Source organism: Gluconobacter cerevisiae, from assembly GCF_015244675.1.
Taxonomy (GTDB): Bacteria; Pseudomonadota; Alphaproteobacteria; order Acetobacterales; family Acetobacteraceae; genus Gluconobacter; species Gluconobacter cerevisiae.
On the sequence record NZ_JABCQO010000003.1, the window covers coordinates 81,492 to 106,216 of the forward strand.

Annotated in this window: 25 protein-coding genes and 1 tRNA gene; 9 read left to right on the top strand and 17 right to left on the bottom strand. The window is 59.7% G+C overall.

The window, feature by feature from the left end; all coding sequences use genetic code 11:
* Positions 1–470: 470 nt before the first annotated feature.
* Both HKD21_RS05185 and HKD21_RS05190 read left to right on the top strand, forming a co-directional pair.
* Positions 471–2,096, top strand: coding sequence for a porin (locus HKD21_RS05185; RefSeq protein WP_194254747.1), 1,626 nt, complete (start codon positions 471–473; stop codon positions 2,094–2,096).
* Between the two features lie 260 nt (positions 2,097–2,356).
* Entirely contained in the window at positions 2,357–2,638 is a 282-nt protein-coding gene (locus HKD21_RS05190) for a hypothetical protein (protein ID WP_194254551.1), read from the top strand.
* Here the strand turns inward: HKD21_RS05190 and HKD21_RS05195 are convergent.
* The 9 genes from HKD21_RS05195 to HKD21_RS14465 are packed head-to-tail and all read right to left on the bottom strand — an operon-like array spanning position 2,635 to position 10,640.
* On the bottom strand, positions 2,635–3,432 hold the full coding sequence (locus tag HKD21_RS05195; protein WP_194254552.1) for an MBL fold metallo-hydrolase: 798 nt from the start codon (positions 3,430–3,432) through the stop codon (positions 2,635–2,637). The two genes, HKD21_RS05190 and HKD21_RS05195, sit on opposite strands and share 4 nt — an antisense overlap.
* A complete protein-coding gene (locus HKD21_RS05200) occupies positions 3,429–4,214 on the bottom strand; it encodes a TatD family hydrolase (RefSeq protein WP_194254553.1) in 786 nt (261 codons plus the stop codon). The genes HKD21_RS05195 and HKD21_RS05200 overlap by 4 nt, the downstream gene beginning before the upstream one ends.
* Positions 4,211–5,746 (bottom strand): methionine--tRNA ligase, encoded by a 1,536-nt coding sequence (gene metG / locus HKD21_RS05205; RefSeq protein ID WP_194254554.1) that lies wholly within the window; start codon positions 5,744–5,746, stop codon positions 4,211–4,213. The genes HKD21_RS05200 and metG overlap by 4 nt, the downstream gene beginning before the upstream one ends.
* Positions 5,747–5,776: 30 nt before the next feature.
* Complete coding sequence (locus HKD21_RS05210) at positions 5,777–6,700, bottom strand: DNA polymerase III subunit delta' (protein WP_194254555.1); 924 nt, start codon at positions 6,698–6,700, stop codon at positions 5,777–5,779.
* Positions 6,697–7,341 carry a dTMP kinase gene (tmk, locus tag HKD21_RS05215; protein WP_149026810.1) on the bottom strand — a complete coding sequence of 215 codons (645 nt, stop codon included), beginning with the start codon at positions 7,339–7,341 and terminating at the stop codon, positions 6,697–6,699. Before tmk ends, HKD21_RS05210 begins: the two co-directional genes overlap by 4 nt.
* A 4-nt stretch (positions 7,342–7,345) precedes the next feature.
* Positions 7,346–8,620, bottom strand: a complete 1,275-nt coding sequence (locus HKD21_RS05220; protein ID WP_194254556.1) for a D-alanyl-D-alanine carboxypeptidase family protein — start codon at positions 8,618–8,620, stop codon at positions 7,346–7,348.
* Positions 8,617–9,468 carry an RlpA-like double-psi beta-barrel domain-containing protein gene (locus tag HKD21_RS05225; protein WP_228121015.1) on the bottom strand — a complete coding sequence of 284 codons (852 nt, stop codon included), beginning with the start codon at positions 9,466–9,468 and terminating at the stop codon, positions 8,617–8,619. Before HKD21_RS05225 ends, HKD21_RS05220 begins: the two co-directional genes overlap by 4 nt.
* Entirely contained in the window at positions 9,455–10,462 is a 1,008-nt protein-coding gene (locus tag HKD21_RS05230; RefSeq protein WP_194254749.1) for a lytic murein transglycosylase, read from the bottom strand. Before HKD21_RS05230 ends, HKD21_RS05225 begins: the two co-directional genes overlap by 14 nt.
* A gap of 43 nt (positions 10,463–10,505) precedes the next feature.
* Positions 10,506–10,640, bottom strand: a complete 135-nt coding sequence (locus HKD21_RS14465) for a hypothetical protein (protein ID WP_265588975.1) — start codon at positions 10,638–10,640, stop codon at positions 10,506–10,508.
* Between the two features lie 15 nt (positions 10,641–10,655).
* Here HKD21_RS14465 and HKD21_RS05235 point away from each other — a divergent pair, with 15 nt between their 5' ends.
* Positions 10,656–11,222, top strand: coding sequence for a VTT domain-containing protein (locus tag HKD21_RS05235; RefSeq protein WP_194254558.1), 567 nt, complete (start codon positions 10,656–10,658; stop codon positions 11,220–11,222).
* A 5-nt stretch (positions 11,223–11,227) separates the two neighbouring features.
* Positions 11,228–12,292: an ATP-grasp domain-containing protein gene (locus HKD21_RS05240; protein ID WP_194254559.1), complete on the top strand. Its 1,065-nt coding sequence runs from the start codon at positions 11,228–11,230 to the stop codon at positions 12,290–12,292.
* Between the two features lie 13 nt (positions 12,293–12,305).
* Here HKD21_RS05240 and HKD21_RS05245 read toward each other — a convergent pair whose 3' ends face one another.
* Complete coding sequence (locus tag HKD21_RS05245) at positions 12,306–12,770, bottom strand: MlaD family protein (protein ID WP_194254560.1); 465 nt, start codon at positions 12,768–12,770, stop codon at positions 12,306–12,308.
* A gap of 160 nt (positions 12,771–12,930) precedes the next feature.
* On the opposite strand from HKD21_RS05245, the gene HKD21_RS05250 reads away from it, so the two are divergent.
* The gene (locus HKD21_RS05250; protein WP_194254561.1) at positions 12,931–13,773 is read left to right on the top strand and encodes an undecaprenyl-diphosphate phosphatase; all 843 of its coding nucleotides are present in this window, start codon (positions 12,931–12,933) and stop codon (positions 13,771–13,773) included.
* 38 nt (positions 13,774–13,811) lie between these two features.
* On the top strand, positions 13,812–15,353 hold the full coding sequence (locus HKD21_RS05255; protein ID WP_194254562.1) for an APC family permease: 1,542 nt from the start codon (positions 13,812–13,814) through the stop codon (positions 15,351–15,353).
* Here the strand turns inward: HKD21_RS05255 and HKD21_RS05260 are convergent.
* Complete coding sequence (locus HKD21_RS05260) at positions 15,345–16,544, bottom strand: mechanosensitive ion channel family protein (protein ID WP_194254563.1); 1,200 nt, start codon at positions 16,542–16,544, stop codon at positions 15,345–15,347. The genes HKD21_RS05255 and HKD21_RS05260 overlap by 9 nt on opposite strands.
* 214 nt (positions 16,545–16,758) lie before the next feature.
* On the opposite strand from HKD21_RS05260, the gene HKD21_RS05265 reads away from it, so the two are divergent.
* Positions 16,759–16,833, top strand: a tRNA-Met gene (locus HKD21_RS05265).
* A 74-nt stretch (positions 16,834–16,907) separates the two neighbouring features.
* Positions 16,908–17,777 carry a glycosyltransferase family 2 protein gene (locus tag HKD21_RS05270; RefSeq protein WP_194254564.1) on the top strand — a complete coding sequence of 290 codons (870 nt, stop codon included), beginning with the start codon at positions 16,908–16,910 and terminating at the stop codon, positions 17,775–17,777.
* A gap of 59 nt (positions 17,778–17,836) precedes the next feature.
* Here the strand turns inward: HKD21_RS05270 and HKD21_RS05275 are convergent, their stop codons facing one another.
* The gene (locus HKD21_RS05275) at positions 17,837–18,298 is read right to left on the bottom strand and encodes a DUF4167 domain-containing protein (protein ID WP_228121062.1); all 462 of its coding nucleotides are present in this window, start codon (positions 18,296–18,298) and stop codon (positions 17,837–17,839) included.
* 276 nt (positions 18,299–18,574) lie between these two features.
* Positions 18,575–19,420: a peptide chain release factor N(5)-glutamine methyltransferase gene (gene prmC / locus HKD21_RS05280; protein ID WP_194254566.1), complete on the bottom strand. Its 846-nt coding sequence runs from the start codon at positions 19,418–19,420 to the stop codon at positions 18,575–18,577.
* 30 nt (positions 19,421–19,450) lie between these two features.
* Between prmC and HKD21_RS05285 the strand changes: the two genes are divergently transcribed.
* On the top strand, positions 19,451–19,921 hold the full coding sequence (locus HKD21_RS05285) for a hypothetical protein (RefSeq protein WP_194254567.1): 471 nt from the start codon (positions 19,451–19,453) through the stop codon (positions 19,919–19,921).
* A gap of 3 nt (positions 19,922–19,924) precedes the next feature.
* Here HKD21_RS05285 and prfA read toward each other — a convergent pair whose 3' ends face one another.
* The 4 genes from prfA to HKD21_RS05305 form a co-directional block, all read right to left on the bottom strand.
* Positions 19,925–20,986 (bottom strand): peptide chain release factor 1, encoded by a 1,062-nt coding sequence (prfA, locus tag HKD21_RS05290; protein ID WP_194254568.1) that lies wholly within the window; start codon positions 20,984–20,986, stop codon positions 19,925–19,927.
* A gap of 4 nt (positions 20,987–20,990) precedes the next feature.
* The gene (gene hisS / locus HKD21_RS05295) at positions 20,991–22,238 is read right to left on the bottom strand and encodes a histidine--tRNA ligase (RefSeq protein WP_194254569.1); all 1,248 of its coding nucleotides are present in this window, start codon (positions 22,236–22,238) and stop codon (positions 20,991–20,993) included.
* Positions 22,238–23,383: a flavodoxin-dependent (E)-4-hydroxy-3-methylbut-2-enyl-diphosphate synthase gene (gene ispG, locus HKD21_RS05300; RefSeq protein ID WP_194254570.1), complete on the bottom strand. Its 1,146-nt coding sequence runs from the start codon at positions 23,381–23,383 to the stop codon at positions 22,238–22,240. Before ispG ends, hisS begins: the two co-directional genes overlap by 1 nt.
* Before the next feature lie 91 nt (positions 23,384–23,474).
* Positions 23,475–24,713, bottom strand: a complete 1,239-nt coding sequence (locus HKD21_RS05305; protein ID WP_194254571.1) for a helix-turn-helix domain-containing protein — start codon at positions 24,711–24,713, stop codon at positions 23,475–23,477.
* Positions 24,714–24,725 lie beyond the last annotated feature (12 nt).

Here is a 24,725-nt window from a genome sequence, read left to right on the forward strand (position 1 = left end):
TTTGCCATTAGATCGTACGGACCGGAGATTGAATGATGGCAAAATGCCATTGGTTTATCCAAGTGGCATTTTGCCATAGGCGTGAAATTAATCATTGAACGCATAATCCAAACCCAAAAGTCCGTGAAAAAGCGCTGAAAACCTAGGATAACAGTCCGTGTATGGCATTTTGCCACAGAACTTGATTTTTGAACCCAGCGGCTTCAATGCGCTGGGTACGGGCTTTGATAAGGTAAAATCCGAGCGCGTATCAGAGACGGGATCGACAACACACAAATGTCGTATAAGATATATTATGCCAACTTATATGTTCGGAAACATTAAATTTCTGACTTTTTTGTGAGAACACATCCTATTGTTGCGAAGAATGTCTTCTTTCACGCTAGGAAAAGCGTTGTAGTCCATTTTACCGGTGAGCGCGCGTTGCGATCATCGGCATATCCGCGGGAGCGGCTGTTTATATGTCATCTATGTCCCTGTGCCGACTAAGTCTTCTGGGAAGCACATTTTGCGTTGCAATACTCTCCGCCCTCCCGAGCATCGCACGGGCCGATGATTATACGGAACTGCTCGACATTCTTCGCGCCAAGGGCAGCCTGAGCCGTTCTGAATATAACGTGCTGCTGTCACATCACCAGCATCACGCGCACCCCTCGCTGCAACGTGACGACGACGGAGCATCCCCGGCACCCGCACGCCATCGCAACCGTTATATGCGCTATGGGCCCCAGAACGAAGGCAGCAGCCTTGATGCTCCTCCGGACGTGACGACGATTGCCGCTGTATCCGCCGCGCGCCGTGCCGCCATGGAAGCCTCGGCAAGTGCACAGGACGCGCGTAATTCCCTGATGGAAGCACGCAGGACGTATAATCCGGACAGCATCGTGCGCGTGAAGCCCTATGTTGCGGGCAAAGGCGTTACGATTCAGGCGGGCCAGATCGACATCAACCTCTCCGGCTTCGTCAACGCGTACTATACCTACAACAGTCCCAGTGGTGGCCGCCCTGTCGCAGGCGGCGTTTCTACGGGCAGCAGCGGGTTCGATTCATCTTCCATCCGTAACGGCCTTCTGCCGGGCGGTCTAATCCTGAAGCTGAACACGGTACAGGAAGGCATCAAACTGGGTGCCGTCTTTGGCATGTATCCCGGCATCAACAACAACGACCCCAGCACTTTCAATGCCAATTCCGGCGGCAGTCCGGTGGGCCTTGGAACCGCTGGCCTCGATTTCCGTCAGGTTTTCATGACCGCAGGAACCGACGAACTCGGTACGGTCAAGCTGGGTCGTGATATTGCGCTGTTTGCGTCGGATGCCATTCTCAACGACGCCACGCTTCTCAGTGTCGGCAGCACCGGCAGCAATGCCAACCCGGCCAATACGTCGCTTGGCCGTATCGGCGTCGGTTACGTCTATACCGACTGGCTCCCGCAGATCACCTATATCTCACCGAAATGGAAAGGCTTTCAGGCTTCCGTCGGCGTCATGACACCGCTTGACGAGTTCAACTTCGCCGGCGGCGGCCTTTCTGCGACAACGACCCAGCACAGTTCGCCCATGCTTCAGGGTAAAGTTACCTATGATGGCAATATCGCTGGCTTTACGACACGCTTCTGGAGCAGCTTTCTCGTTCAGCATCAGCAGAACCTGACCAGTGCGACCCTCGGCAGCAACAGCCGCAAGGGTACGACCGTCGAGGCCGGAGACGTCGGCGTCAAACTCTCGCGCGGTCCGTTTGAAGGCGTAGCTTATTATTACTACGGCAGCGGCCTCGGCACGACAGGCCTCTTCTTCGATGGGGTCTCGGCTCAGGGACGCAAGCGTGATTCAGAGGGCTACTACGTTCAGGCGGCGTACAAGATCCTGCCAAAGCTCAAGGTTGTCGGCAGTTATGGCGTCAGCAATCTTTATCAGGCCCCCGGTGAAGACAATCCGTCAATGGTCCGCCGCAACCAGTCGGAAGTCGGAGCAATCTATTACAACCTGACAGACTGGTTCACGCTTGTGGGTGAATATGCCCATACGGAATCGGACGCCCACGGCATCGCACATGAGAGCGACCATACGATGTCGGCCGGGGCGATGATGACGTTCTGATGCCGAGAGGCCGGACTAATGTTCCCTGCCCGGCTTTTCGAACCATGAGAATGTTTTTCTTCTGCGTTCTATGCGCCCTGTTCATGTTTCATGGACAGGGCGATGCAGCGTCTCCCACTGCACTCCAAGACGTCATAAAGACGAAGCTCGGGTTATCCCATTATCAAGGAGCAGATATCGCACTCGATGCCACAGGTAAGACGCGACAATATCTTGTCTATCCTAGGGAAAGCGAATGGTGCGGAGTCACCGGTGGCTGCATGCTCTTCATTCTCACAAGCCATAAAGGCACGTGGAAACTTCTGTCACGCATGACGCTGGTTCATCTGCCAGTCCGCATCCTGCCCCACCTGACTCACGGCTGGCACGATCTCGCGATTTCCTATTCTGGACGCTCGCCGGATGGAAGCCCTGCCCTTCTCGTCAGTCGCATGCGGTTTGACGGAAAACGGTATCCGCTCAATCCATCGGTTCCTCCAGCGGAACCACTCTCACACCCAAAAGGACAGAGTGTTCTCTCACCAGACAGCCCGGTCCATTAAGCCTGAAGTTCGAGAACCATTCCGTCATATGCAGGCTCGACACCCTCAGGCAGCATCTTGCACAAGGTCTGGTAGTCCATGTCCGGGCCCATATGGGTCAGAATGACATGCTCCACGCCAAGACGCTCGCGCCAGTCCAGAACGCGTTCGAGCCAGGCATGAGCTGGGTGCGGGTCATACTGGAAACAATCCACAACCCAGGTCTGCACACCTTCAAGCAGCGACAACGCTTCGTCCGAAAGTGTTTCGACATCCGTGCTGTAGGCAAAATTGCCGCAGCGTACGCCCAGAGACGTGATCCGGCCGTGGCGCTGCTCGAAAATCTGAGCATTCAATCCGGGAAACGGAACCGTCTCTCCGGCCACCACAATCCGTTCCTCAAAGACTGGCCGATAAAAGTCTGGCCCCTTCCAGGGCGCGAACGCATAGGCATAACGCAGGCGTAGTTCTTCAAGAACATCCTGGGTCGCCAACAATGGCAGCGGCGTTCCGATCACGCGGTTGATGGCACGCAATTCGTCCAGACCGCCAATGTGATCGCTATGCGGATGTGTGTAGAGGACTGCATGAACATGGCTCAGGCCGCAATTCAGCATCTGATCCCGAAAATCCGGCCCTGAATCCACCAAAAGCCGAAAGCCGCCCTCACCTTCGATCACGATTGAGGAGCGGGTGCGACGGTTGCGCGGTTCGGCGGGGTCACACGCACCCCAGATCCCCGTCTGTGACCCCTCCTCGCCCCCGATCATGGGAACGCCAGCCGAGCCGCCACATCCAAGGATCGTCACCTTCATGCAGCGATCCTCGTGAAGAGACGGCGGGCATTTTCGGTCGTAATCCGGGTAATGTCTTCGAGAGAAACGCCGCGCTCCTCTGCCAGACGTGCCGCTGTATGCGCAACATAGCCTGGTGTGTTGGACTTTCCGCGTTTCGGAACGGGCGCAAGATACGGGCTATCCGTCTCAACCAGAATGCGGTCTTCCGGAACCATCCGTGCGACTTCGCGGATTTCCTCGCATTTCGGGAACGTCAACAGGCCGGAAAAGCTGATATAGCCCCCCAGTTCCAGAGCCGCTTCCGCCAGTTTTGGACCGGACGCAAAGCAGTGAATAAGGAACGGAAATGCGCCTTTGGCGTGTTCCTCACGCAGAATGGCGATCATGTCGTCATCGGCGTTACGGGTATGGATGACGACCGGCAATCCCGTCTGGCGCGCTGCGGCAATATGAGTGCGGAACGCTGCGTGCTGAGCGGGTTTGGCTTCATCGCCGCTGTGGAAATAATCCAGCCCCGTCTCCCCGATCGCCACGACGCAAGACGCTTCGGTCTTGGCAACAAGTTCCTCAACCGACGGCAGACGCTCCTCACCCGCATAATCCGGATGCGTGCCGATCGCGCACCAGATCCGCAGGTCCGGGGTGTCATGCTGCGTCAGGGCAATCTGGGTGTCTGCCTTGGAAAACCGCGTCCCGATCGTGATCATGCCGGACAGACCCGCTTCCCGCGCCTGCTCGAAAGCGGGCGCAAGATCGTCGACCTTGTCCAGATGACAGTGCGTGTCGATCAGTCCTGTCATGCCTCTTCCTCGACGAAGCGCGGAAACAGACCTTCGGGTTTGGGAAGCGTTCTGCCAGCCGGAAGCAGGGTTTCAAGAGCGGCAAACGTCCGTTCGTCGTCCTGCACGCCAAGCTGCGTGAGCATCTTGTCCATTGTGTTCGGCATGAAGGGCTGAAGCATGGTCGCAATACCGCGGATCATATCCACGAGAATACGCAGCACATCGGCCATCCGCTCCGGGTCGGTCTTCTTCAGCGCCCAAGGGGCCTGACGGTCGATATAGGAATTGGCGGCGCGGATGACTTTCCAGACTTCTTCCAGCGCATCCGTAATCGCCTTGCGCTCGATCTGTTCGGACATGATCGTCGGCAGCAGCGTCACCATCGCAAGCATGGCCTGATCATCCTCGGTCAGGGTGCCGCGCGCGGGCAGAATACCGTCCAGATTACGGGCCACCTGGCTCAGTGTGCGCTGACACAGATTGCCGAGATCGTTCGCCAGTTCGACATTCGTGCGCGTGATCATAGAGCGGCGACTGAAATTGGAATCGCCGCCGAAGGGCACTTCACGCATCAGGAAGAAGCGCAGCGCATCCAGTCCGAACTCGTCGGCTAGTGCCTTCGGATCAAGGACGTTGCCGAGAGACTTGCTCATCTTCTCGCCCTCGACCGTCCACCAGCCATGAGCAAAAACGCTTTTCGGCAGATCAATGCCAGCCGCCATCAGGAACGCAGGCCAGTACACGCAATGAAAGCGCGCAATTTCCTTGCCGACGACATGGATGTCCGCCGGCCAGAACTTCGCACGAGGATCGTCAAGATCGGGGTAGCCAACTGCCGTCAGGTAGTTCGCCAGCGCGTCGAACCACACATACATGACATGGTCCGGATCGTTCGGAACCGGAACGCCCCATTTGAAGCTCGTGCGGCTGACGGACAGATCGCGCAGACCCTGACGAACAAAGCTCTCGATCTCACGACGTGGACCGACGGGGCCAATGAAGTCGGGGTTCTCTTCGTACAGCTTCAGGAGGCGGTCCTGAAAATCGGACAGACGGAAGAAGTAGGACGGCTCCTTGACGCGCTCGACCGGCGCACCGGACGGCGCCGCAAACGTTCCGTCGGGCTTCTTGACCAGTTCGTCCTCGCCGATGAAGGCTTCATCGCGGGTGGAATACCAGCCCTCATAGGCGCCCAGATAGATATGCCCGTTCGCCGCAACCTTCTCCCACAGCGCCTTGGCCGCGCCCTTATGGCGCTCTTCGGTGGTGCGGATGAACTCGTCGGTCGAGATTGCCATGTCCTTCTGCATTTGGCGGAAAGAGGCTGAAACCTCGTCGGCATAGGCCTGTGGGTCCATACCCTTGGCGACAGCGGTCTGCTCGACCTTCTGGCCATGCTCGTCCGTGCCGCTGACGAACAGGACCTCTTCGCCGTTCAGCCGGTGGAAGCGAGCCAGAACGTCGGCCGCGATGGAGGTGTAGGCATGCCCGATATGCGGAGCGCCGTTCACATAGAAGATCGGGGTCGTGATGGTGAAGCGCCGCGTCATGTCCACTCGTTTCATAACGCCCGGACCATCTCAACTGACGGAAGCGAGTTCCGCTGCCTGACGGATGGCCTGGGCCTTGTCCAGGTTTAAGCCTTCGGTCTGACGTCTTAGCGTGTCCAGTTCGGAACACTGCCGCGCCGCCAGATCGGCCTTTGCAAGATCCCCGTGCCGCGCTGCCGAGCGCGCACGGTCTGCCAGTCCCTCGCCTAGCAAATCGCAGAGCAATGCGAAACCTTCCGCTTCTTTTGCAATACGTTCGCTCAGGGCCATGGTTGCCGAAGCACGCACCTGTCCGCCAAGGATTTCCGCCACAAATGCTGCAATAGCCCCGTCCCTGTCATGCGAGAGAAAGAGTGCCCGGCCCGGCGATCCGTGGGCCCGTGCCAGCACATCCGCAGAGATGCCGGGCAATGCGGCGCGCATATCCGCGTCTGACAGCGCGGACAGCGTGAGCATCCGGCATCGGCTGCGGATCGTGGGCAGGAGCGCCCCCGGAGAAGACGTGGTCAGCAGCAGAACGCAGCGCGGGGGCGGCTCTTCAAGGATCTTGAGCAGGGCGTTGGCTGCGAAGCGGTTCAGATATTCCGCGCCGTCCACGATCACCACGCGCCAACCGCCTTCGGTCGCCGTGTGATGCAGGAAGGTTTGCACCGGGCGGACATCCGCCGCCGTGATCTCCCCACGCAGACGGCCTTTTTTCTCGTCAACGGCCCGCGAAATTTCCAGCAGGTCCCCGTGCGTGCCCGCCGCAATGCGCCGTGCCTGTGCCAAGTCCGGATTTTCCGCATTCAGCAGCAGTCGGGCCAGGCGGAAGGCCAGCGTCGCTTTGCCAATTCCCGCCGGACCGCAGATCAGCCAGGCATGATGGAGCTTGCCGCCGGCCAGAGCCTGCCGGAACGTCGCTTCTGCTTCGCCGTGACCGTACAGACCCAGAGTATGACGCGGATCGCTCACACGCCCTGAACCGTCAGGTGGTTCTGCACCGCCCGCAGAAGAGCTGCACTGACGGCTTCCGGCGTCTGTCCCGCATCCACGCGTTTCACACGCGCCGGGTCAGAGGACGCAATGGCCTCAAAGCCGGCCAGAACGCGCTCGTGAAACGCTTCCGCCTGACCTTCGTAACGGTCCGTCTGACCGCCGCGGGCGTTAAGACGCGCAAGCGCCTGCGTCCGGGGGAGTTCCAGCATGAGTGTCAGATCGGGCTCGAAATTCACGAGTTTGCGCGCACCATTCAGGAACGCCAGAACCTCAGGTGCACCCTGACCGACACCATGGCCCTGATAGGCCAGCGTCGAATCATGGAAGCGATCGCACACTACGATCTCACCACGCCTCAGTGCCGGAAGAATGGCATTGTCCAGATGGTCCGACCGGGCAGCCATATGCATCAGGATTTCCGCCCGCCAAGAGAGATCGACCTTCCCGAACAGCAGCAGGTTGCGGATTTCTTCCGCGCCCTGCGTGCCACCGGGTTCCCGCGTCAGAAGGACATCGTGTCCCTCCGCACGCAGGGCTTCGGCCAGAAGGCGGGCCTGGGTTGATTTCCCGGCGCCCTCGCCGCCTTCAAGCGTAATGAACAGTCCTGTTCCAGCCATGCCCTTACTGCGCGGGGCCATGGCCCAGACGGGTCATGGCGCGGGCGACCAGTCCAAGTTTCGCAACCGATTCGCCAGCCTCAAGCGGAACACGGATATCGGCCATGTTCGGGGCGGAAATCACGAGCGCGCCACAAACCTGCCCCTTCGTCACCGGGGCAATCACCGGCGAGGCATAGTCCACGGCAATATGCGAACGCTGCTGCCAGCCGACGGGCAGCGTCATGACGATATCCGCACCGGCAACCAGCGGAACCTGACGACGCTCGCCCATCCAGACGGGAGCGGAATCCACGACCTGCCCACGACGGAACAGCGTGGCATTTTCGAAATTCGCAAACGCCCAGGACATCAGCCGCTCGCCCTCATGCGCGCGCTCGTTGCTCGACGACGTGCCGTTGATGACAACAATCACGCGGTTGCCATTGCGCTTGGAACTGGCACAGAGGCCAAACCCGCCTGCATCGGTGTGACCGGTCTTCAGGCCGTCAGCGAGGCCCTTGTCGACCAGCACGTTCCGGTTGCCCTGACGGATGTGGTTGTAGGTGAACTCAAGCTCGCCGAAATAATGATAATACTGCGGAAAATCGCGGATCAGATGCGACGCCACTGTCGCGACATCGCGGGCCGTCATGTAGTGGCCGTCCGCCGGAAGGCCCGTTACGTTGAGGAAGTGCGAGTTCATCATGCCGAGCTTCGGCGCTTCCTCGTTCATCATCGCGACGAAGCGTTCTTCAGACCCGGCGATACCTTCTGCAAGCACGATACAGGCATCATTGCCGGACTGGATCAGCATACCCTGAATGAGGTCGGACACCAGAACGCTCTGGCCCAGCGGCACGAACATCTTGGAACCCTGTGTGCGCCAGGCTTTCTCGCTGACCGGCAGGCTCTGTTCCAGACGGAGACGCCCAGTAGCCAGCATGCCGAACACGATGTAGGCCGTCATCATCTTCGTCAGCGAAGACGGGGCCATACGCTCGTCAGATGCCTTGTCGAGCAGGACCGCGCCCGTGTCGTAATCCACGACATAGGCCCAGCGCGCCACGGTATCGAACGGGCCGATCGGCGTATTCGCGGGCGTTCCAGCCGGAGCCTCGGCCACAGGGGCCGCAGCAGCTTTCGCAGCGTGAGCCGCATGGTGGTGCGGGCGGGCAAACGCCTTCAGGGGTCCCGCAAAAGAAGCACAGGCCGCGATGCCTGCCACCCCACCGAAAAGAGAGCGTCTAGTCCGCACGTTCGTCCCCAGTTCCACGGCCTTCAGACAACGGGCCGTCATTCCACAATGATCCGCGCGCCCTCTACCCCGCACAGGCGGGTGTGGTCCAGTGCCGCATCGGCCTGTGCGATGTCGGCATAGGGTCCACCAAGAACGCGCCACTCCAGTCCAGCACCTTCGGAGGCGTGCAGAACCGTACCGTTACAGCGCAGGGCAACGCCCGCCGCTGCCGCATGACCGGAAAATATTCCCATCAGGACATACAGCCCCGACGGCCCCGGACTGGCCTGCATCCATGTCGCAGGCAGCGAACCCACGGCCACGGATGTCGCCGCACCAGACGAGTCGTTGCCATAGACATGCGAAGAGCCGTCACTCAGTGACGTTTCACGCACTTCACCTACCGGTGCGGCGGAAATACTCTGTGCAGCAGGCCTGTCTCCCAGCCCTTCCGCCAGTGTGCGACTGGCAACCTCGTCTTCAAGAACCTCGACGGGCGTATCCGCGGTCATACCCAGCAGATCGGCCGCTTTTGGAGAGAGTGCGATGATGCGCCCCTGCCCCTGTGGCCCACGATCCGTCAGGCGAATGCGCACGATGCGTCCGTTCAGCAGATTACGGACGCTGACGATCGCGGGAAGCTGAAGCGTCTGGTGCGCGCCGGTCATGCCTTCCGCCGCCCAGATTTCCCCGTCTGTACTCAGACCGGACGCAGGCGCTTTCTGGCGTGTCGCCAGACCTGTCATGCGATAATCAAACTGCTCGCTGGGATAGAACCATCCCTGTGCGCCATGCCACGCGGCACCCAGTTCGTAATGCGGATGCGCAACAGGCGCAGGTTCGTCGCGGTGACAAGCTCCCAGAACCGGCAGAAGGGCCAGAGCGGCCCCGTAATTACGCAGAAACAATGCCCGTCCCCAGAAGTCCGACGCCCAGCGCATAGTAGTCCGACGGGTTATAACGGCGGATCACGTTGAAGTTGTGATAGACCATGAACGCCTGCGTTCCCGGACCATCAGGCTGTACGACAGCGCCCTTCACGTCCCGGCGGGAGAATGCCGTCCCGTCCGCCCGACGCACGCCCAGCGCCATCCATTCACCCAATGTCCGCTGGCGGGTCCGACCGGTTTCGTTTTTATCGAGCACCTTGGTGAGGATGATTTCCTGCCCCCATGGCTCGTTGACCTGCCAGCCGCATTTGCCGAGATAATTGGCGATGGACGCGAACACATCCGCTTCGGACGTCCAGATATTGCGCTTGCCGTCCCCGTCCCCATCCGCCGCATAACGCAGATAGGCGCTGGGCATGAACTGCGCCTGCCCCATGGCCCCGGCATAACTGCCGATCATGGCAGCAGGTGCGATATCGCCGTCATTGAGGATCTGGAGCGCTTTCATGAGTTCGTTGCGGAAGAATGCCGAGCGTCGTCCGTCAAAGGCAAGCGTCGCCAGCGCATCGATGACGGAATACGTCCCGTCATGCGCGCCAAAACCCGACTCGAGCCCCCAGATTCCCATGACGGCACGGTCGTCACAGCCAAAGCGCGCGCTCACGGGGGACATCACGGACTGCTGGGCAGCATAGACGTTCCGCCCCTTCGCAAACCGCGACTCCGGCAGGACGCGGTCCCGGTACTGCGCCCAGGTCAGTGTGAACTCCGGCTGATGACGGTCCAGCTTGAGCACGGAGGCATTGGGCTGCTTTGTCAGGGAGAGAGCCTGCGAGACGATCGATGGTGCCATCCCCTGCGCCAGAGCCTGGGTCCGGACACTGTCGAGAAAAGCGGCGTAACTCTGCGCTGATGTCTGGACGGCCGCCTGCGCACGGCCAGAGGAAAGTCCCATTGCGGCCGAACCGGCAACGGAGGTCAGAGTGGCAAGCAGATAACGTCTTTGAAGCACGATCAGGACCAGTCCCTTAAAGGGAGAAATGATAAGGCACACGCTAGCAATCCGCAGCCCGAACCGCCAGCCTCGCCAGAACTCTGCGGGCACTCTCGCAGAGCATTCGCGCCGAAATATGGCACGCCAAGATTGTGGTCGGCGCGCTGGCGTGCGAAACCGGCGACTGAATGTTCATGGACCCTCCCCACTCGTGATCGCCATCGGCCCCGCCATGGCCTCACAGCCAGCATGGCTGAAGGTTGCCACCATCATTGTTGGCACCTTCATCCTTGAAGACGTCGCTACGGTGCTGTCCGCAGTTGCGGCCCGTGCGGGTGAAGTCAGCATCCCACTGGCTCTGGGCGCACTTTATTTCGGCGTGGCAGTAGGAGACCTTGGCCTGTACGGCCTTGGGGCGGCGGGCGCGCGATGGCCTTACCTCAGACGCTTTCTGAAACTTCCCAAGCGCGAACGCACGCAGGACTGGTTCAGCAAGAACGTCATCCGCATTGTTGCCATCTCCCGTTTCGTGCCAGGTGCACGGCTTCCGCTCTATACCGCCTGCGGTTTTTTCCACGCGCCGTTCCTGCGCTTTGCCCTGACCGCAGTTCTGGCTACGCTTGTGTGGACGACATGTCTTTTCCTGCTCGCCATGCGGGTCGGCGGTTGGCTTCTTGCCCATCAGGGCGGCTGGCGCTGGGCCGGACTGGCGGGTTTTGTCCTGTGTATCGTCGTCGTCGGGCACCTGATTGCCCGTCTCCAGACCGTGAGCAAATAACAGCAATGTCCAAGTCAGAAGCCGACCAGAATCCGCTCTCCCTTTTCGAATTCTGGCCTGGTTCCATCTTCTACACACCCATCGTCCTGTACTGGATCGTTATGGGGATAAAATACCGAGATCTCAGCATCTCCACCGCCGCCAACCCACGTATCGAAACGGGTGGCCTGTGCGGCGAAAGCAAGTCCTCCATTCTCGACATGGGGGGCGCCACGGCGCAGTCGTTCATCGCACCCTATGGTGTCTTCCGCAGCGGCAAAGGGGCGGACCACCGCGCGCTGGATGCCATGACGCGCAAAGACCTGTCCTTCCCCGTCGTCATCAAACCCGATATCGGCTGCAACGGCACTGGCGTGAAGCTCGTCCAGTCCCGTGAGCAGCTCGAAACGGTTCTGCCGCAGTTCCCCAACGATGTGGACATGCTGGTTCAGGAACTCATCACCTATCCCGTCGAGGCCGGGCTGTTCTACATCCGTCACCCCGACGAGCCGCGTGGCCGCATCACCTCAATCACTTACAAGGAAGCCCCGATCCTGACAGGTGACGGCGTTTCCACGATCGAGGAACTGCTCCTGAGCGACGCGCGCATGAGCCTCGTTCCCCAGATCTACCTGCCGCGTCTGGCAGGACGGGAGAAGAACGTCCTTGCCAAAGGTGAGGAGATGTCGCTGGTCTTTGCAGGCAATCACTGCAAGGGGTCCGTCTTCCGGGATGGCCGTGCCGACACGACGGATGCGCTGACGGCCCGTCTCGATGCCATCATGCAGGACATTCCGGATTTCCATTTCGGGCGTGTGGATGTGAAGGCCGCCTCCATTGACGATCTGCGTCGCGGCGAGAATTTCCGCATCATCGAGATCAATGGCGTCGGGTCCGAAGCCACGCATATCTGGGACCGGCGGACGACGCTCTGGGAAGCCTATCGCGCCCAGTTCTCCCATTACCGCCAGACCTTCCTGATCGGGGCTGCCAACCGGGCACGGGGTTGGAAAACGTCTGGCGCGTTCTCGATGCTGCATTCCTGGCGCAAGCAGCGCCGTCTGCTGGCGTCTTATCCGCTGAACGACTGAAGAACAGCGGGCCTTACTGGCCCAGCTTGCCGCCACCGAAAATATAATTGCTGACCTGCTGCTCCAGCGAGAGCTGATCCTGCGTGTCCGTAATCTTGCCTTCGCTGGAGAGCGTCGTGCGGGAATGACCCGGCTGGATCTGAAGGGCATTGTCCGCCGTCATGGTCGGAGCACCGATTCCCACGGCTGTATCCACCGGAAGGTGCAGGCGCTGGTCCACCGTAAAAGCGACATCCGCCATCTGCGTTCTGGGGTCGAGCGTGATGGACACGACACGTCCTACCGGAACGCCTGCGAGATCGACATTCGCGCCTGCATGAAGTCCGTTCGCGGAATTAAAGGCGGCGTGAAGAACCGAACCCTGAAAGTCCGGACCCTTACGCAGGGCATTACCGTAAACGAGGAATGTTCCGGCAATCGCCAGCACCAGACCACTGGCCAAGATGGCGCCCCCGCGGCCGCTCAATGTTGACTGCATGCCAGCCTCGCCTTCCGGAAAATCTTGAACAGCTCGGGAGTTAGTCCTCCCATGACCGACCGGTCAAGGCTACATCCATGGTTGCGTCGATTGTAACCATCAGGCAATTGATCTGCTTTTCCGCCTTTGCAAACCGCAGGCATTTACCAAGACAGGCTCCATGACGCTTCTTCAGGCCCTCATTCTCGCCGTCGTCCAGGGAATTACCGAGCCCTTTCCGGTAAGCAGCCTTGGCCATGCCGTTCTCCTGCCCGCGCTTCTGCACTGGGATCTGGATGAGCACGCACCGATGTTCCTGCCGTTCCTGACCATGCTTCATGTCGGAACGCTGGCTGCACTGGCGGGTGTGTTCTGGAAAGACTGGATGGCCATTCTGACCGGCATGATGGGCCGTCATGGCCGCCACGCCCAGATGGACGCGATTCGGGTCTTCCTGCTCCTCGTCATCGCCACCATTCCCGCCGTGCTGGTCGGTTGGCTTCTGGAACATCGTCTTCGTAATGTTTTCGGCTCTCCCATCGCTGTGGCAGGCTTCCTGATCCTGAACGGTTTTCTTCTGATGGCCACCGAATGGCTCCGCCGCCAGAAAGGGCAGCGGGACCATCGCCCCATTTCGACCCTCGCCCCGAAAGACGCCGCCATCATCGGCATCTGGCAGTGCCTTGCCTTTCTGCCCGGCCTGTCACGCTCCGGCGCCACCATGAATGGCGGTCTTCTGCGGGGGCTGGATCACGAAACAGCCGCGCGTTTCTCTCTTTTGATGGCCCAACCCATCGTGCTGGCCGCAACAGTTCGCGAAGCCTGGCAGATGCGTCACATGACGATCTCACATGACATCATGATCCAGTGTGTTGCAGGCGCCATCGTCGCCGGAATAACCGCACTGATCTGCTCGCTTCTCATGCTGCGCTTCTTCCGCAACCATGACGGCTGGGCCCTTACACCGTTTGGCGTCTATTGCATCGTTGCCGGAACCTTTTCCGCTGCCGTCATTCTTCTCTGAACTTCCCAGCCGCCGTTTTTCGCGGCACATTACGGATCATGCCAGCTTCGATACAATCTCCTCCTGACACTCCCGGATCAGGTCGCCGGAAGACTCTTGAACAGGTCCTGTTTGAAAACGATACGAACGGCCTCAAGCGCAGTCTGACAGCGACCCAGTTGGTCATTCTTGGCGTCGGGTCCACGATCGGCGCTGGCATCTATGTCATGACCGGCACGGCGGCTGCCGAATATGCCGGGCCATCCGTACTGATCTCTTTTGTCATCGCTGCCCTGGCCTGTTTGTTCACGGCGTTTTCATACGGCGAACTCTCCTCAACCCTGCCCGTCTCAGGTTCAGCCTATTCCTACGCCTATATCTCAATGGGCGAAAAAGTGGCCTGGATAGTCGGCTGGCTGCTGCTTCTGGAATATGGCATCTCGTGCTCCGCTGTTGCCGCCGGTCTTTCAGGGTATGCCAGCTCCCTTCTGGGCATCACCGGCTTTCATATCCCCGCTGCCCTAACCCATGCCACGCTTCAGCCCGTAGCGGGTACGGCTGGCGCGCAGATCAGCGCAGGATGGCGGTTTGACCTGATCGGCTTCGTAGCAACGCTTCTCGTAACCGCCCTGCTCGTGCGCGGCATTGAGGAATCAGCCCGCGTCAACACCATGATCGTGGCGCTTAAAGTGGGCGTCCTGTTCGTCTTCGTGGCGTTCGGGATCGGTGCCATCAATCCGGCGAACTGGCATCCGTTCATTCCCCCGAGCGAAGGCGGGTTTCATTATGGTGTGCGCGGCGTCTTTCGCGCGGCATCGGTCATTTTCTTTGCCTATGTCGGATTTGAAGCTGTTTCCACAGCCTCTGCCGAGGCCCGCAATCCCACACGCGACGTTCCGATCGGCATCATCGGCAGTCTGCTGATCTGCACCGTCGTCTATATGATCGTCGCCACGGTTCTGCTCGGGATCGTACCCTATCGTGAGTTGGACGTGCCCGATCCGCTCGCGATTGCCGTGAAGATCATGCATACGCCCTGGCTGGCCCTGCTGGTCAATATCGGTGCGACGATCGGTTTATGTTCGGTTCTGATGGGGCTGATGTATGCTCAGTCCCGCGTTCTGCTGACCATCAGCCGCGACGGCCTGATCCCGCAGATCTTCTGTGTCATCCATCCGCAATTCCGCACACCGTGGATCGGCACGATCGTGCTCGGCCTCGTCGTCGCTCTCATCACTGCGACACTGCCGATCGATATTATCAGCGACCTTGTTTCCATCGGAACAGCCGCCGCATTCGGAATTGTCTGTTTTACGGTGATCTGGCAGCGCAACACACGCCCGGACATTGTTCGACCCTTCAGCGTCCCGCTGGGCGGCATCCGTATCCGGGGGTTCTGGATCGGCACGACACCGGCGCTCGGGATTTTGTTCTGTCTGGTAATGACCATCCCGCTGGTTTCAGACATGGTCAACGCTGTCAGAAGCGGCAATCCGGTGCCATTGATCCTTCTGGTGACCTATCTGGTTCTGGGCGTCGCAACATACGTCTTCTACGGTCGCAGGCACTCCAAAATGCGCCCCGAACTGCCTTTAGTCTGACGACATCGACGCGCTGCCCATTCCGGGGCCCATATAGCTTCCCGGCGGCGGGCGTCCGATCGGGGGTGCCATCTGCTCCCACGGCTCTTGCCCGCCCGGACCAGGAGGCATCATGGAAAAACGCGAACGTGGCAGCGCTTCGGGGCATTCATCGCGGATCCGGGCTATGATCTTCTCACGGATATCACACCGCAGATCCCAGCTCTGAAGCGCCGTGCGTGCGCTGGCGATGATGCGGATGGACATGACATGCGCATCGCAGTCTGCCACCTGCACGTCGAACACACGCCCATCCCAAAGCGGGCAGCCCCGCACGATCTCATTCAGCATCTCGCGGATCTTATCCATCGGCGCCTGATAATCGACCCACAGGAACACCACGCCGATGATGGCCGCAGAGTTATGCGTCCAGTTCTCGAACTGGTTCTCCAGAAAATACGAGATCGGCACGATATGCCGCCTCCAGTCCCAGACACGCAGCACCACATAGGTCGCGTTGATTTCTTCCACCCAGCACCAGTCGCCATTGATGATGATCAGGTCTTCCATCCGGATCGGCTGCGTGAGCGCAATCTGTACGCCCGCAATCAGGTTCGTCAGAAGCCCGCGCGCTGAGAGGCCGACGATCAGGGACGCCGCTCCCGCTGAGGCGAACAGTGACAGCCCGTACTGCTTGACGGACGGGAAAAGCATCAGGGCCGATGCCACCGTCACAATCCCCACCAAAATCTCCGTCAGCCGCCGCAGGACGCGGATCTGCGTCTGGTGCGAACGGATCATGATATCGTCGGTCTGCTCCCGCGAGGCGAGGCGGTTGAGATAAACTTCCGTCATGATCCGGAAGACCATGATCGCCGAAAAGCCAAAAGTCAGGATCAGCAGGAACAGCAGGAACAGCTGAAAGTTGTCTTCCTGTGCGGCCGTGAACCCTGTCGCGGCCGGCAACGAAAACAGCATGGCCAACAGCGCCACCATCAAACGCGTCGGCCGCCGGAGGGACGAAACAATACGGCGAATCAAGGCAGCCTTGCGTGAGCCCGGAATTCTCAAAAGCTGTTTTGTAACCAGATTACCGCAATAGAACGCCAGCACCCCTACTACCACGAGCATCAGTACCGAAACGACGGAAGCTGGGAGCCAGGTGAAATAGGACCTTATGGCAAACAGAATGCTGACGAAGTGCTGCGTCACCAGATGGAGGACTCCTTGCATCGAAAGGAATTGAAAGGCCGAAGATGGCCATAATGATGGGAAAACAGTGATGATCCAAATGCCACGGGCACCCCGAACAATGCGAGCCGTAAAAACATCTTATTTTACGTGGTGTTTTCCTATGATTAACGTGTTGACACCCGGAAAGAACCCCCTTAAAACCCCGCCACAACGCCGGTTTAACCGGCAGGATGGCGGTGTAGCTCAGTGGTAGAGCAGGGGAATCATAATCCCTTGGTCGGCGGTTCAAATCCGTCCACCGCTACCATTCTTTTCCCAAAAATTTAATTCCTGTGTAACAAACCTCTATTGCAAGAGGTCATTTCCTGTATTCTGTCGGGCATGATCAAAAAGCCCCTCGCCGTCGTGACGATGGTCTATAACGAGCCGGAACACCTTAAAGTCTGGCAGCGTCATTATGGCTCACAGGTCGGGGAAAGCGCCTGTTATGTTGTCGATCACGGCTCCGATGACGGCTGTGTGGCCCATCTTGGACAAGTCAATGTCATACGAATCCCCCGTTCTCCACAAGACGATGAACGCCGCGTCCGGGCGATCAATAAACTCTGCGACAGCCTGCTCGAATGGTATGACAGCGTCATCTATACGGATGTGGACGAAATCCTTCTTGCAGACCCCGCTTTTGTCCCGTCCCTGACAGAGTTTGCGCTGCTGAACCGGACTCCTGTGGTAACGGCGACCGGCTTTGATGTCATTCATCTTCCAAACGAAGAAGGCCCATTCGACTACAGCCGTCCCTTCTCCCTGCAGCGCCGCCATCTCCGCTTTTCCAGCGCGATGTGTAAGCCTGTCCTTACCCGCATCCCCATCACATGGGCGCCCGGCTTTCATTGCTGTGAAGAGGCCGTTCCCAGTCTCACCGCCCCTCTTTTCCTCTTCCATCTGCGCTATGCGGATCTGGCTTCGGGTCTGACACGGCTGGAGCGAACCCGACGGCAACCGTGGATTTCGGAAGACGTCGGGCGTCATCAGCGTCTCGACAATACGGATTGGGAAAACATGCTGCTTGCAATGGCAGGACTACCCAGAACGGAAAGCACGCTCGACAATCGGGACGAGCGCCTTGCAGACTGGAGACAGCGGGTAGAAGACAGTACCCAGACGCGTCTGCACGATCTTTACCGACTTGATCTGCATCTGAGCGGGACCGAGCTCTGGTGCCTGCCAGACCGCTTCGTAGGGCGCGCCTGAAGCATAAAAAAACCGGCTCCTTGCGGGCCGGTTTTTTTATGCGCTGAAGACCGAAAGTCTTACTCTGCTTCGGCTTCTGCCGGACGACGATCGTGATCTTCATCGGAAGATCGTTCCGAAGCGTATTCGCCCTCTTGCTCGGATGACGGCGCTTCGTCTTCGCCACGCTCGCCACGCGGCTCGCGACGGTCTTCGTAAGCCCGCTGCCGCTGCTGCTGACGCTCGTTACGTTCCTGCTGGCTCTTCTCGGCAGCCTGGTTCATGGCGTTGAGAATACGGAAATAATGCTCCGCATGCTGGAAGTAGGCTTCTGCAAGAATGCGGTCGCCAGTCCCGGTGGCGTCGCGACCAAGCTGGAGATACTTCTCAAACAGCTGCTGCGCCGTACCGCGGACCCTCAAATCAGGCCCGTTGCTGTCAAACACATGGTTGCGGTTCAGAGGTGTCTGGGCATTACTGCTGCTACGTGACGGCCCACTGCCCGCACGATGGTGCCGGCCTCTTATGCGCTTCATATTCATCGACCCGTGATGCACTTTCATGATGACGTGGACCGTTCTGCAACCGCAGAAAGTTCCGATCGCCGCTATCGAAAAAGACGTCTGTCTGTTCCGCTATGGCTGAACCCGGCTCAGCCAGTCTTCCATCGTCAGTGCATGATGACATGAACGATGGGCAAAGATACGCTTGAGAGTGTTTGTAAAACACTTTCAATTCGCATGCATTGGCAATAGCCATACCAAGTTCCGTCAGTCAAGCCAACGGTTTTTCATCATCTAGCGTCGCTGAATGCCTCCTTATGCGGGCGATTGCAGAACCAGCGCTCTTTCCACGCCTCCGAGATCCTTTTGGTGCCCCACATCCTGCAGACCGTTCTGCACTCCAAGCGCGGAAACGGCATCAATCTGCCCGATCCCCATCTCAAGGATCGCATGTCCCCCCGGCACCAGAAGACCCGGTAGGGCTGCACACAGGACACGATACGCCTCCAGCCCGTCCGCTCCACCATCAAGAGCCCGCGCTGGCTCATAATGCACGACTTCAGGCATCAAACCCGACAAATCTCCGGTTTCAATGTAAGGCGGGTTGGACAGCACGATATCGAACCGGGCGTTCAAGGCTTCCGCCCAGCTTCCGGCAAGAAAAACACTTCGTTCTTCAAGCCCGGTACGCACGGAATTACGCTGCGCCAGAGCTGCCGCCTGTGGAGACAAGTCAACGCCCACACCTGTCGCCTGCGGGTATTCCGACAGGGCGGCGAGCAACAGACATCCCGTTCCGGTCCCCAGATCCAGAATGGACAGCGGCGCTTCCCGATCTGGACGGGCATCCAGCAGGGCTTCGATCAGGGCTTCACTATCAGCACGGGGAATCAGCGTGTCGCGCCCCGTCTCCAGATCCAGCGTCCAGAAACCTGTCTCACCCGTGATGAACGCAAGAGGTTCCCGGTCCAGTCTGCGCGTCAGGGCATCTACGAATCGCAATTGCTGCGATGTGTCCACGCCATCGAGGGACAGCAGCCCTCCTAAATCCCGCCCTGTCGCCCAACACAGCAGAAGTCGTGCCTCACGGCGCGCATCCTCGATCCCGGCCTGCTCCAGCGCCTGCGAGGCCTCGCGCAAAAGATCATCTTTGGCCATCATCTTCAAAGCGAACCTGCTATAGTTGGTGTCATGAAGTCCAAACGTGCGCTCCTCTTTTCCGCCCTGCTGCTTGGCTGCACACTCACACCCGTTCAGGCGCAGTCAGAACTGTCCACGGAACTGCCCCCGTCCTTTACGGTAACGGACGAGCGTGCGCCCGAAGAAATTTCGGAAGTCTCGCGCCTCTATCTGGATGGCAATCTGGTTGCAACATTCAGACTCGGCCTTTCCAAAGCCCATGAGACGAAGACCATCGTACTTCCTGTCGGACGCTCAGATGTCGATTACGCCCTGTGCGGTGAGATCACCATTGTACGGAATGGCCATCAGGAAACCCAGCAGGTGAGCAGCGAAGGCCAGCTCCACCATCCTGAAGGCCATTCCCTCGACGCGGTGGGCAGCAACAATTTCACCGACTTTTTTCTGGTCGACTACGATGACGCTGCTGTTGCAACCCACCGGCATGGTCGTGCCGCCGTCTGCGCCACACCAAACACCTGAGGCTCAGAACCCCGCGGCGGCGAGCAGTTCGGTCTGCTCTTCTCGCGTCAGGGCGTCGATGATTTCGTCAAATTCACCGCTCATGATCCGGTCGATTTTGTAGAGCGTCAGATTGATCCGGTGGTCCGTCACGCGGCCCTGTGGGAAATTATACGTCCGGATCCGTTCCGAACGATCCCCGGTCCCGACCTGAGATTTCCGGTCCGCGGCCCGGGTGGCATGAAGCTGCGCACGTTCCCGCTCATAGAGCCGGGCGCGCAGGATTTTCATGGCCTTGGCCTTGTTCTTGTGCTGGCTTTTCTCTTCCTGCATCGCTACCACAATGCCGCTTGGCATATGGGTCACGCGCACCGCGCTTTCGGTCTTGTTAACGTGCTGACCACCGGCCCCTGAGGCCCGATAGACGTCAATCCGCAGATCATCGTCGTTGATCGTGACATCAACTTCTTCTGCTTCGGGCAGAACGGCAACGGTCACGGTCGAAGTATGGATACGACCCTGACTTTCCGTGGATGGAACACGCTGCACACGGTGGACGCCAGATTCGTATTTCAGGCGGGCGAAAACTGAGCGACCCGAAATGGTCGCCATGCCCTCCTTGAGGCCTGCGACTTCATTCTCGGCATATTCCATGACCTCGAAACGCCAGCCATTCTGCTCCGAAAAGCGGCGATAGGCATCGAACAGCTCCGCCGCGAACAGGCCGGCCTCATCTCCACCTGCGGCAGGGCGGATTTCGAGAATGGCACTGCGCTCATCCGCTGCGTCTTTCGGCAGAAGCGCCAGACGCAGGGCGTGCTGGAGATCAGGCAAGGTCGCCTCAATCTCTGCCAGCTCCATTTGCGCCAGTTCACGCATTTCGGGGTCGTCGAGCAGGGCCTGCGCCCCGGATTTCTGCTCTTCGGCGCTCTTCCAGGCCTGAATGGACGCCACCACCGGTTCCAACTCGGCATATTCCTGCGACAGACGGGTGAAGTCCTCACCCGTCAGATCGCCGGAAGACATCAGGGCCTGAACTTCCTCCGAACGCGCGACAATCCGCTCAAGCCTGTCGTCAAACGCCATATGCTCAGGCGCGTCCTGCGCTCAGAACACGCACCAGATCCGCGAACGGCACTTCCTGCTGCTCTCGACTGGACAGGTCCCGAAGCTGCACAACATCCTTGGCGATCTCCTCATCGCCCAGAACGACCGCATGGGATGCACCGGATTTCACCACGCGCTCCATCCGCTTTTTCATGTTGCCACGGGTTTCGATTTCGGCCCGCAACCCCGCAGAACGCAGCGCGCGCGCGAGGGACGCGGCTTTGAGAACAGACTCGTCTCCCATCGGGACCAGTGCAATTCCGGCAGGAAGTTCAGGGACAGAGTCCAGCAGCATCGCCAGACGCTCGATTCCACCAGCCCAGCCAATGGCCGGAATAGCCGGACCGCCCATCTGTTCCACAAGGCCTTCATACCGGCCACCGGCCAGCACCGTGCCCTGGGCGCCGAGCTTCGAGGTCACGAACTCAAAGGCCGTATGGCTGTAGTAATCAAGCCCACGGACGATGCGCGGGTTCTCAACGAAATCCACACCAAACGCCTGAAGACTGTCCCGCAGCGTGTCCCAGAACTGGCGGCACTCATCGTTCAGATAGTCCGCAAAGGCCGGAGCAGCATCGAGCAGTTTACGGTCCTGCTCAGACTTGCTGTCCAGAATCCGCAGCGGATTGGCTTCGAGCCGGACCCGGCTTTCTTCCGACAGCGCATCGGCATGATCGCGGAAATAGGCGACCAGAGCCTCACGCCAGGCCTGACGGCTCGCCAGATCTCCGAGCGTGTTGAGTTCCAGCGTGACGTGATCGCCCAAACCAAGCTCGCGCAGGATATCCTGCGCCATGGCGATCGTTTCGGCATCGCGCAGCGGGCTTTCCGCACCGATCAGTTCTGCACCGATCTGGTGAAACTGGCGGTAACGCCCCTTTTGCGGGCGTTCGTAGCGGAACATCGGCCCGTGATAGAACACCTTCTGCGGCAAAGAGTGCGTCAGGCCGTTCGTGACCAGCGCACGGCAGATTGCCGCCGTACCCTCGGGCCGCAGGGTGATGCTCTCACCGCCGCGATCCTCGAAGGTGTACATCTCCTTGGACACAACATCGGACGTCTCGCCGAGCGTGCGCGAGAAGACGCGCGTGTCCTCGAAGATGGGCGTGCTCCATTCCTCGAAACCATAGGTGCGCAGAACCCGGCGCGCGGTCTCCACGACATTGTGGTGACGACGCATGGTCTCGCCGATGAGGTCGTGGGTTCCGCGGGGCGGCTGAAGTCCGGACATCAGTGCGCTGCCGGGTCCATCTGCTTGGCCGTGGACGCGTCGACCTTTCCAGCCTCGATGTCTGCAACCTTCTTTTCCACGAGGTCCACGATATGCTCGATCATGTCCCCACCCGGCATCGTGTGATCCTGACGGCCGGCCGCATAGACCATGTGACGGCCATTGCCGCCACCGGTCACGCCGAGATCGGTCATCAGGGCCTCGCCGGGACCATTCACCACACAACCAATGATGGACAGCGTCAGCGGCGTCTTGATGTGTTGGAGGCGATCTTCCAGCGTCTGGACCGTCTCGACGACGTTGAAGCCCTGACGGGCACAGGATGGGCAGGAAATAATTTTTATACCGCGATGACGCAGGCCGAGGGACTTCAAAATATCCCAGCCGACCAGCACTTCTTCTTCCGGTGCAGCAGAGAGCGAGACGCGCATCGTGTCACCCACACCAGCCCAGAGCAGATTGCCCAGACCGATGGAGGACTTCACGGTGCCTGCACGCTTGGAGCCTGCCTCGGTGATGCCGATATGCAGCGGGTGGTCACAGCAATCCGCAAGCTGCTGATAGGCCGCAACCGCCATGAACACGTCGGACGCCTTCACGCTGATCTTGAACTCGTGGAAATCGTGATCTTCAAGGATCTTCGCATGTTCCAGAGCACTCTCGACCAGCGCTTCGGGGTTGGGCTCACCGTATTTTTCGAGCAGATGCTTTTCCAGAGAACCGGCATTCACGCCGATCCGGATGGAGCAGCCGTAATCCTTGGCGGCGTTGACAACTTCACGCACACGCTCGGCGCTGCCGATATTGCCCGGATTAATTCGCAGGCACGCAGCACCGGCCTTTGCAGCCTCGATGGCGCGCTTGTAGTGGAAGTGGATGTCCGCAACGATGGGGACGTTCACTTCGCGGACGATTTCAGCCAGCGCTTCGGTGCTGGCCTCGTCCGGGCAGGAGACGCGGACGATGTCCACGCCAGCCAGTTCGGACAGACGGATCTGGTCGATCGTGGCCTGTGCGTCTGACGTCAGCGTGTTGGTCATGGTCTGCACGGAAATCGGGGCATCACCACCGACCGCGACCTTGCCGACATGGATCTGGCGCGACTTGCGACGTTCGATGTGCTGATACGGACGGTAGCTGCTCATGATTTACCTCTTCGTGTCCGGTGGAAACCGGAAGCTCTGACGCAGGGGGCTGTATTCAGGGGCAATGAGCCCCCCTGACGGATATAAGGGTTTAATGCGGTGGTGACGATTGTTCCAGCGGCTGATGTTCAAGCTGCCGGGCATTCAGGTCATCGGCCGAAACGTCATGCTCCGGCGGTGGGGCTTTATGCGTCACAGGTGCGGGAGCCGGTTTTGCGGCCACAAGCGGAACCACGGCCGGTACACCCGTGGCTGCTGCTGGGGCACTGGGCTGAACCGGAAGCGCCACACCCGATCCGAATGAGCCGGAGCGGATGGCCTCTGCCGTTACCTCGACATTACGACGGACTTGCCCTTCCCGACCCAGAGGCGCGCTGGTCGCCCCCGCCGTGGTCAGCACCACACCGCCTGCATTGCCGAATGACATGCGGAACGGAGCGCCCGCAGGATCACCCTGCCAGCTTTCGCCCGGCTGCATCACGCGCGAGATCAGAACATGCCCGTCTTTGTCCCGAACCTGCGTCCAGACGTGCGACAGTGCCCGCACGACGACAGCCCCTTCAGGAACAGCCGGGGGCAGATCCGTAGCGGGCTGTCCGGGTGTTTGGGGTACGGCTGTTTCAGCTGGCGACGGCGAACCGGCAGCATCGCCCTCGTCAGGAGACGTGATGGAGGGTGGTGCAGCCTGTTCCGGAACAGACACAGGCGGGTTTTGCGGAGCCAGAGCCGTTTGCACCGGGGTGGAAACGGTGGGAGGGACCACAGATGCGGACGGTACGGCAACCGGAGCATGGGGCTCGGGCGTGGGTGCGCGTCCGGGCATGACGGAAGCCACCTGCGGAGAGGTGGTGGCGGGAGTTGCCGCGCCCGGCATCAGCTCCGCAACGGCTGGAACCTGACGCTGCGCCGGTGTGTCATGGGCTGTAAAACGGTACCAGCCGACATAGGCCACAGCCACAACTACCAATCCTGCACCGACCAGAACACCGATCGGCAGACCACGATCTCCTTCGGGCTGAGGAAAGACCAGCTCAGTTTTGCGCGTCACGGCTCCACGCGTATCGCGCCGGAAACGCTCAACCAGCGCTTCGGCATCAAGCTGCATGGCATGTGCGTAAGTCCGCAGGAAGCCGACGGCATAAGCCACACCCGGCAGACCTGAAAGATCGTCCCCTTCAAGCGCAGCCAGAAGTTTAGGACGGATTCGCAGCCATTCCCCCACGTCCTCAAGTTTCCAGCCCAGTTCCTCACGACGCTCGCGCAGCACCGTTCCAACACTGGGCTGGTCGGAAGACTGCGAGAACGGGCGGTTGGAGGGCGGAGGAGACATGACCTGATGATC

Coding starts and splice junctions, on each gene's coding strand:
- HKD21_RS05185 (WP_194254747.1), top strand. CDS start 471: ATGTCCCTGTGCCGACTAAGTCTTCTGGGAAGCACATTTTGCGTTGCA.
- HKD21_RS05190 (WP_194254551.1), top strand. CDS start 2,357: ATGCTCTTCATTCTCACAAGCCATAAAGGCACGTGGAAACTTCTGTCA.
- HKD21_RS05195 (WP_194254552.1), bottom strand. CDS start 3,432: ATGAAGGTGACGATCCTTGGATGTGGCGGCTCGGCTGGCGTTCCCATG.
- HKD21_RS05200 (WP_194254553.1), bottom strand. CDS start 4,214: ATGACAGGACTGATCGACACGCACTGTCATCTGGACAAGGTCGACGAT.
- metG (WP_194254554.1), bottom strand. CDS start 5,746: ATGACGCGGCGCTTCACCATCACGACCCCGATCTTCTATGTGAACGGC.
- tmk (WP_149026810.1), bottom strand. CDS start 7,341: ATGGCTGGAACAGGACTGTTCATTACGCTTGAAGGCGGCGAGGGCGCC.
- HKD21_RS05220 (WP_194254556.1), bottom strand. CDS start 8,620: ATGACGGCCCGTTGTCTGAAGGCCGTGGAACTGGGGACGAACGTGCGG.
- HKD21_RS14465 (WP_265588975.1), bottom strand. CDS start 10,640: ATGAACATTCAGTCGCCGGTTTCGCACGCCAGCGCGCCGACCACAATC.
- HKD21_RS05240 (WP_194254559.1), top strand. CDS start 11,228: ATGTCCAAGTCAGAAGCCGACCAGAATCCGCTCTCCCTTTTCGAATTC.
- HKD21_RS05245 (WP_194254560.1), bottom strand. CDS start 12,770: ATGCAGTCAACATTGAGCGGCCGCGGGGGCGCCATCTTGGCCAGTGGT.
- HKD21_RS05250 (WP_194254561.1), top strand. CDS start 12,931: ATGACGCTTCTTCAGGCCCTCATTCTCGCCGTCGTCCAGGGAATTACC.
- HKD21_RS05255 (WP_194254562.1), top strand. CDS start 13,812: ATGCCAGCTTCGATACAATCTCCTCCTGACACTCCCGGATCAGGTCGC.
- HKD21_RS05270 (WP_194254564.1), top strand. CDS start 16,908: ATGATCAAAAAGCCCCTCGCCGTCGTGACGATGGTCTATAACGAGCCG.
- HKD21_RS05275 (WP_228121062.1), bottom strand. CDS start 18,298: ATGAATATGAAGCGCATAAGAGGCCGGCACCATCGTGCGGGCAGTGGG.
- prmC (WP_194254566.1), bottom strand. CDS start 19,420: ATGATGGCCAAAGATGATCTTTTGCGCGAGGCCTCGCAGGCGCTGGAG.
- HKD21_RS05285 (WP_194254567.1), top strand. CDS start 19,451: ATGAAGTCCAAACGTGCGCTCCTCTTTTCCGCCCTGCTGCTTGGCTGC.
- prfA (WP_194254568.1), bottom strand. CDS start 20,986: ATGGCGTTTGACGACAGGCTTGAGCGGATTGTCGCGCGTTCGGAGGAA.
- hisS (WP_194254569.1), bottom strand. CDS start 22,238: ATGTCCGGACTTCAGCCGCCCCGCGGAACCCACGACCTCATCGGCGAG.
- ispG (WP_194254570.1), bottom strand. CDS start 23,383: ATGAGCAGCTACCGTCCGTATCAGCACATCGAACGTCGCAAGTCGCGC.
- HKD21_RS05305 (WP_194254571.1), bottom strand. CDS start 24,713: ATGTCTCCTCCGCCCTCCAACCGCCCGTTCTCGCAGTCTTCCGACCAG.